Origin of the sequence: Okeania sp. SIO2B9, assembly GCF_010672505.1 — a bacterium.
Lineage (GTDB): Bacteria > Cyanobacteriota > Cyanobacteriia > Cyanobacteriales > Microcoleaceae > Okeania > Okeania hirsuta.
This window is the reverse complement of record NZ_JAAHGK010001480.1, coordinates 1-1,717: the sequence shown is the minus strand read 5'-3', so window position 1 is coordinate 1,717 and position 1,717 is coordinate 1. Positions and strand designations below refer to the sequence as shown.

General features: G+C 32.5%; 2 protein-coding genes. Both read right to left on the bottom strand.

The genetic code is table 11. The features are described from left to right. Positions 1–803: 803 nt before the first annotated feature. Positions 804–1,256 carry a macro domain-containing protein gene (locus F6K13_RS31870; protein ID WP_161565108.1) on the bottom strand — a complete coding sequence of 151 codons (453 nt, stop codon included), beginning with the start codon at positions 1,254–1,256 and terminating at the stop codon, positions 804–806. 102 nt (positions 1,257–1,358) lie between these two features. Then, a partial coding sequence (locus F6K13_RS31865; RefSeq protein ID WP_287289694.1) for a GUN4 domain-containing protein occupies positions 1,359–1,717 on the bottom strand: 359 nt, incomplete at its 5' end.

Sequence of the window (1,717 nt, the reverse complement as noted above, 5' to 3'; positions counted from 1 at the left end):
TGAAGAAGGAGACAGGAGACAGGAGACAGGAGACAGGAGGAAAATTACATGGGGATTCTCACCCCAAGTAATTTTGAACACCGTGTAGACGGTGGGGTATTAAACCCACAAAGAAAATGATAAAAAATAGCCTAGCTATTTGTAGCAAACATTTATTAAATTGGTATTATACCAGTTTTAAAAAAGAATACAGAAAATTTCAGGATCGTTAGGTACAGTTTAAGACTAATCTAGGGTTTGCTGAATAATATCATGTCCGCTGGTATCGTTTGTGTAAAATCAAGGGTGAATATCTACAGGAAATTTGGGGTTGCACATTATGGAATGATATTGCCAAAAATTAGTTTAGATTGTGACTAAAAAAAACCATTAATTAATCATTCTAGCAATTCTCAAATCCAAAATTTAATTCAATAAAAATCTCAAATCATTCGTCACTGTGCAATGCCGGAAATTTGGGGTTGCACATTATGGAATGATATTGCCAAAAATTGGTTGAGATTTTGACTAAAAAAAAACCATTAATTAATCATTCTAGCAATTCTCAAATCCACAATCCAATTCAATCAAAAATCTCAAATCATTCGTCACTGTGCAACGCCATAATTTTTATTCATTTGTTTGTTGTTCCCTGTTCCCTGTTCCCTGTTCCCTGCTATATTACAGCACTTTTGAGCATAGTAAGGTACAGCTATAAGACTATTTATTCCTATATTCCCTGTTGCCTGTTCCCTGTTGCCTGTTCCCTAGAGCAATAAAACTTTGTACCTCATCAACTAGAAAACTGCTGTAATTTTTAACCATTACAATAACGATTCCCAACCTAAGTTTTGAATTTGTTTTAGTGTCTCTCTAACGTCAATTTCTTCTACAATTTTTCGGTTATATATACAGATAGTAACTTCTCTGACTGTTTGATTTTCATCAGATAAATTTTTGATTATTTGTGACAAGATAATTTGCCAAGCTTTTTGAGCAGATAAAACACCTAATCCACTGCCAAATAAAGGAAAAGCAATTGTTTTAAAACTGAGTTTATGAGCGATTTTCATGCAAGTATAAAGTAGTTCTTGAATTACCTCTTCATGTGAACTTATTAATAATCCATAAAGTATTTTTTTCGCTTGGAGTTTGCCAGCGTTTGTTATGACTACATCTCTGAAAGATGACAAAGTGGAATTCCTCATTTCTATTCTCAATTTCATCATGTCTTTCCAAATATCTTCCCCAGTAATTTGTCGAATTCGGTCATACACTAGACCACCTATACTACTAGCAATAATATCTACTTCTAAGTTAGTAATATCACCTTGATAAATTTTTACTACTTTGTCATGTACTAAAAATTCACCTAAAAATCATTCTTGATCAGATTGATAAATTTTTACTAATTTGTCAGACTGACAGATATCTAATTTCATTGCTATAGCAGAAAGAATATCCCACCAAATAGTTTCCTCGCTGAAAAGCTTAGATTTTCCTAGATAAAAACTAAACCATAACCAATTCAATATTCCTCCAGGAAGATGACCGTTTGGGGCATTTATATCGAAATTCAATTCCTCATAAGTTAAAAGTTTTTCTCCTATTTTCCAGCCTAATTTTTCACTGAAATTATTATAAATTTCCAGATCGTTAATTTGATAACTACTATCTTGAGTTGCACCACAATTTTGCCAAACTTCTTTCTGAATACTCAAGCCAAATTTACCATTAC